This window comes from Roseateles sp. (assembly GCF_036486225.1).
GTDB lineage: Bacteria > Pseudomonadota > Gammaproteobacteria > Burkholderiales > Burkholderiaceae_C > Roseateles.
In genome coordinates, this window is record NZ_DASVNZ010000368.1 from 1 (window position 1) to 4,995 (window position 4,995).

Annotated in this window: 5 protein-coding genes; 3 read left to right on the top strand and 2 right to left on the bottom strand. The window is 70.7% G+C overall.

Annotation, left to right across the window (positions count from 1 at the left end):
• Both VF536_RS24060 and VF536_RS24065 read right to left on the bottom strand, forming a co-directional pair.
• Window positions 1-339, bottom strand: a 339-nt coding sequence (locus VF536_RS24060; protein WP_331617452.1) for a 3-deoxy-D-manno-octulosonic acid transferase, incomplete at its 3' end; no start/stop codon positions are given.
• 7 nt (window positions 340-346) lie between these two features.
• A complete protein-coding gene (locus VF536_RS24065; RefSeq protein ID WP_331617453.1) occupies window positions 347-1,735 on the bottom strand; it encodes a phosphomannomutase/phosphoglucomutase in 1,389 nt (462 codons plus the stop codon).
• 356 nt (window positions 1,736-2,091) lie between these two features.
• Between VF536_RS24065 and VF536_RS24070 the strand changes: the two genes are divergently transcribed.
• The 3 genes from VF536_RS24070 to VF536_RS24080 all read left to right on the top strand — a co-directional run.
• A complete protein-coding gene (locus VF536_RS24070; protein ID WP_331617454.1) occupies window positions 2,092-3,705 on the top strand; it encodes a DNA-3-methyladenine glycosylase 2 family protein in 1,614 nt (537 codons plus the stop codon).
• A 97-nt stretch (window positions 3,706-3,802) separates the two neighbouring features.
• Complete coding sequence (locus VF536_RS24075) at window positions 3,803-4,363, top strand: methylated-DNA--[protein]-cysteine S-methyltransferase (protein WP_331617455.1); 561 nt, start codon at window positions 3,803-3,805, stop codon at window positions 4,361-4,363.
• On the top strand, window positions 4,360-4,995 hold a 636-nt coding region (locus VF536_RS24080), incomplete at its 3' end, for a DMT family transporter (RefSeq protein ID WP_331617456.1). The genes VF536_RS24075 and VF536_RS24080, both read left to right, overlap by 4 nt.

Genomic DNA, 4,995 nt, shown 5'->3' on the forward strand with positions numbered 1-4,995 from the left:
GTCGCCCTCGCGCAGCAGCGCGCGGCCGGCCTCCCGGCCGGTTGCCGTCGTGTGCGTGAGCAGCAGCCGCATGCCGGGCCGCTCCTGGCGCAGGCGCTCGATCAGCGCCGCCGCCGCCCGCGTCTCGCCGAGCGACACCGCATGCACCCAGATCGCGCCCGGGGCGATCGCCTCGCCGAAGCCGAAACGCTCACCCGGATGCACCGCGTACAGCGGCTCCTGGCGTCCGCGCAGGAACAGGCGCAGGAAGTACGCCGGCGAGGCGAGCCTCAGCACCATGCTGAAAACGCCGCGCGCCAGGCGCTCCTTGAACGAATCGGCGGGCAAGGGACGATGCAACGGACGATCAGTGGCCGGACGTGAAGGTGATGTCCGGCTTCACGCGCTTGAGCTGGGCCAGCACTTCCTTCTGGATGCGCTCCAGCGCTTCCTGGGTGTGGCCTTCGAAGCGCAGCACCAGCACCGGCGTCGTGTTGGATGCACGCACCAGGCCGAAGCCGTCGTCGTATTCCACGCGGATGCCGTCGATCGTGATGATGTCCTTGGCGTTCGGGAACTCGGCGATCTCCTTGAGCTTGGCGACGACCTCGTGGTGCTCGCCTTCCTTGCAGGGGACGTTCAGTTCCGGCGTGTTGACGCTGTTGGGCAGGTCGTGCAGGACCTTGCTGGGATCGTCGCTGCGCGACAGGATCTCCAGCACGCGCGCGGCGGTGTACATCGCGTCGTCGAAGCCGTACCAGCGCTCGGCGAAGAAGATGTGGCCCGACAGCTCGCCGGCCAGCGGCGCGCCGGTTTCCTTCAGCTTGGCCTTGGCCAGCGAATGGCCCGTCATCCACATCAGCGGCTTGCCGCCGTGTTCCTCGATCCACGGGGCCAGGCGTTGCGTGCACTTGACGTCGAAGATGATCTCCGAGCCCGGCAGGCGCGTCAGGATGTCCGCGGCGATCAGCATGATCTGGCGGTCCGGCATGATCATCGTGCCGTCCTTGGTGACGATGCCCAGGCGGTCGCCGTCGCCGTCGAAGGCCAGGCCCAGCTCGGCGTCGGTGGCGTGCACGATGCGCTTGAGGTCCTCGAGGTTCTCGGGACGCGACGGGTCCGGATGGTGGTTCGGGAAGTCGCCGTCCACCTTGGAGAAGATGTCCACCACCTCGCAGCCGAGTGCGCGCAAGATCGCCGGAGCGGTCGCGCCCGGGATGCCGTTGCCGCTGTCGACCACGATCTTCATCGGACGCGCCAGCTTGGCGTCCGTGACGATGCGGTGGGTGTACTCGGCGATGACGTCCATCTTGGCGACGCGGCCGTCGCCGGTGACGTAGTCCTCGGCCTCGATGCGGCGCTTCAGGCCCTGGATCTGCTCGCCGTAGACGGCGGCACCCTTCAGGACCATCTTGAAGCCGTTGTAGTCCTTCGGGTTGTGGCTGCCCGTGACCATGATGCCGGAGTTGCAGCCATGCTTGCCGCGCGTCGCAGCGACGTAGTACAGCATCGGCGTCGTGACAGCGCCGATGTCGACGACGTCCAGCCCCGTCGACTTCAGACCGCGGATCAGCGCGTCCACCAGCGACGGGCCCGAAAGACGACCGTCGCGACCGACGGCGACCGCCTTTTCACCGGCGTTGACCGCCTCGGTGCCGAAGGACTTGCCGAGGTGCTCGGCCAGCGTCTCGTCCAGCGTCGTGCCCACGACGCCGCGGATGTCGTAAGCCTTGAAGATGGAGGCGTGAACTTGCATGTGCTTCCTTGCAGGAATTGGTGGTGATTCGAAACTGGGGCGCATTGTAGGCAGCGCCTATGAGGCCTCCGTGTAACCCGGTGCACGGAGGTCCCACAGAGGGCAATTCCCGGGCCAGGGACCGGGACCGGGACCGGGACCGGTCAGAGACCGGGCGCTCGGGAACCGGCCAGGGGCCCCTTTTCTCCATGTCCCTCCTTTGTCGGCCGCCCCGGCCTCCAAATTCCTTCCTAATACTTCCGAAAAGGGGCCCCTGGCCGGTTCCCTCCATACGTCTCGTGGTGAGCCCCGATGGTCGGAGGGAGATGTCCGAAAACGGCGAGAACCGCCGGACCCCGGCTCCTATGATCCTTCCCATGGACTTCCTCCTCGACCCCGAGCACTGCTATCCCGCCCTGCTGGCGCGCGACGCCCGCTTCGACGGTCAATGGTTCGTCGGCGTGACCTCGACCGGCGTCTATTGCCGTCCGATCTGCCGGGTACGGCCACCACGGCGCGAGAACTGCCGCTTCTTCCCCAGCGCGACGCTGGCCGAGGCCGCACGCTTCCGCCCCTGCCTGAAATGCCGCCCCGAACTGGCGCCCGCCGCACGCCCGTGGAGCACGATGGACGCCGCCGAGGTGCTGGCCCGCGAAGCCGCCCGACGGCTCGACGAATGCGCGCCGGAAGACGCCTCGCTGCCCGCGCTCGCCGCCCACCTGGGCGTCAGCGAGCGCCACGTGCGGCGCGTCTTCACCGCCGTGCACGGCGTGGCCCCGCTGCAGTACCTGCAGACCCGCCGGCTGCTGCTGGCCAAGCAGCTGCTGACCGACACGCGCCTGCCGATCGGCGAAGTCGCGCTGGCCGCCGGCTTCTCCAGCCTGCGCCGCTTCAACGCCGCCTTCCAGGAGCACTACCGGCTGAGCCCGTCGGCGCTGCGCAAGGGCGGCACGGACGCGGACACCGGCATGTCCGGCAAGACGCCCGGCAAGGCGCCCGCCAACGCACACGGCAATGCGCCCGGTGCCGCCTTCGAGACCGCCGAGCTGCGCCTGGACCTGCGCCCGCCGTTGCTGAGCTCGGCGCTGCTGAACTTCCTCGCGGCCCGCGCGGTGCCTGGCGTCGAGCAGGTCGATGTCGAGCGCCTCTCACTCTCGCGCAGCGTGCGCTTCGTGCGCCCCGGTCAGCCGGATGTGCTGGGCTGGCTGTCCGTGCGGCTGCCCGCCGACGGCGACGAGCGGCCGCGTGTGCGCCTGTCGCTGAGCCCGTCGCTGTGGCCCGTGATCGCGCCGCTGATGCCGCGCCTACGCCGCTGGCTGGACCTCGACGCCGACCCGCAGGCCATCGCGGCGGCACTCGGAGAGACGCTCGGCCCCGCCGCCACGGGCCTGCGCCTGCCGGGATCGCTGGACCGCTTCGAGCTCGCGATCCGCGCGGTGCTCGGCCAGCAGATCACGGTCGCAGCGGCGCGCACGCTGGCCACGCGCCTGATCGCCAGGTTCGGAGAGCCGCTGCCCGATGCCGCCGGCGCGCCACCCGGCGTCACCCACGTGTTCCCGACGCCGGCCACGCTGGCCGCCGCGACGGTCGACGACATCGCGCCGATCGGCATGCCCGGACGCCGCGCCGAGGCGTTGATCCACCTCGCCCGCCAATGGCCGACGCTCGCTTTCGCCCAGGGGCGCGGCACGGTGGAGGACGCGATCGCGGAACTCGCCGCCCTGCCCGGCCTCGGCCCCTGGACGGCGCACTACATGCTGATGCGCGGCTGGAGCTGGCCCGACGCCTACCTGCCGGGCGACGTGGTCCTGAAGCAATGCCTCGAGGCGCGCGCTGGCCAACCGCTCCGTCCGCGCGAACTGATCGCCGCCGCCGAGCATTTCGCGCCTTACCGCAGCTACGCCGTGTTGCAACTGTGGCGGGACGCCGCGACGAAGTCCGCCGCTGCCAGGACCACCCGAGGTCAACCGAGGACTGTGGGGCCGGAATGAGGCTGGGGGTTCCCGGACGGGATGCCCCCTGCCTCGTGGAGAGCCCGCGCTTGGCCCACCGGAGTCGGAGGGCCTCCCGTCAACCAGGAGAGACAAGATGAAGCAAGACCGCCACACCGCCTGGACCGAGACCGACACCCCGCTCGGCCGCCTGCTGATCGCCCGCAATGCCGAGGGCTTGTCGGGTCTGTGGTTCGAGGGCCAGAAGTACCACCCCGGCGTCCTCGCCGCCCCGCGGGACGATGACGACGCGCTGTTGCGCGACACGGTCGCGTCGATGAAGGACTACTTCGCCGGCCGCGCGGCGACCTTGCCGCCCATGTCCCCGACGGGCACGGCGTTCCAGCAGGCCGTCTGGCAGGCGCTGCTCGGCATCCCGTCGGGCGAGACCGTCACCTACGGCCAGCTCGCCGCCCGCCTGGGCAGGCCCGAGGCCGTGCGCGCGGTCGCAGCGGCGGTGGGCCGCAACCCGGTCTCGGTATTGATCCCGTGCCACCGCGTCCTCGGCGCCGACGGCAGCCTGACCGGTTATGCGGGCGGCCTGCACCGCAAGGAAGCCCTACTGACAATCGAGGGCGGCCTTCCGACTACGCTTCGCGCCTCGCCTTCCCACAAGCCGGCCCCGCGCCGGGACAACAAACCAAGGGTGACCGCGTGAAGCGTAGCGATCTGATCGAACTGCTCGTCCTGGCCGCCATCTGGGGCGCCTCGTTCCTGTTCATGCGGGTCGCCGCGCCGGAGTTCGGCGCCGTGGCGACGGCCGCCGTGCGCGTGGCCGGCGCCTCCTTGTTCCTGATTCCGCTGCTGGGCCTGCGCGAGGGCCTCGGCGACCTGCGCACCCACTGGAAGGGCCTGCTGCTGGTCGGGCTGCTCAACAGCGCCTTCCCCTTCGCGCTGTTCAGTTTCGCGGCGCTGTCGATCAACGCCGGCCTGTCGAGCATCCTCAACGCCACCACGCCGATGTGGGGCGCGCTGGTCGCCTGGGCCTGGTTCGGACAACGCCTGGACGGGTCGCGCCTGCTGGGCCTGGCGCTGGGTTTCGCCGGCGTCGTGCTGCTGGCCTGGGACAAGGCCTCGTTCAAGCCCGGCGGCAGCGGCTTCGCGATCGTCGCCTGCCTGATCGCCGCGCTGAGTTACGGCATCGCCGCCAGCGCGACCAAGCGTTACCTGACCGGGGCCAGCCCGCTGGCCGTGGCCACCGGCAGCCAGTTCGCCGCCGCGCTGCTGCTCGCCTTGCCGGCCTGGTCGCTGCGCCCCGCCGCGCTGCCCAGCGGCCACGCGTGGGGCGCG

Coding starts and splice junctions, on each gene's coding strand:
- VF536_RS24065 (WP_331617453.1), bottom strand. CDS start 1,735: ATGCAAGTTCACGCCTCCATCTTCAAGGCTTACGACATCCGCGGCGTC.
- VF536_RS24070 (WP_331617454.1), top strand. CDS start 2,092: ATGGACTTCCTCCTCGACCCCGAGCACTGCTATCCCGCCCTGCTGGCG.
- VF536_RS24075 (WP_331617455.1), top strand. CDS start 3,803: ATGAAGCAAGACCGCCACACCGCCTGGACCGAGACCGACACCCCGCTC.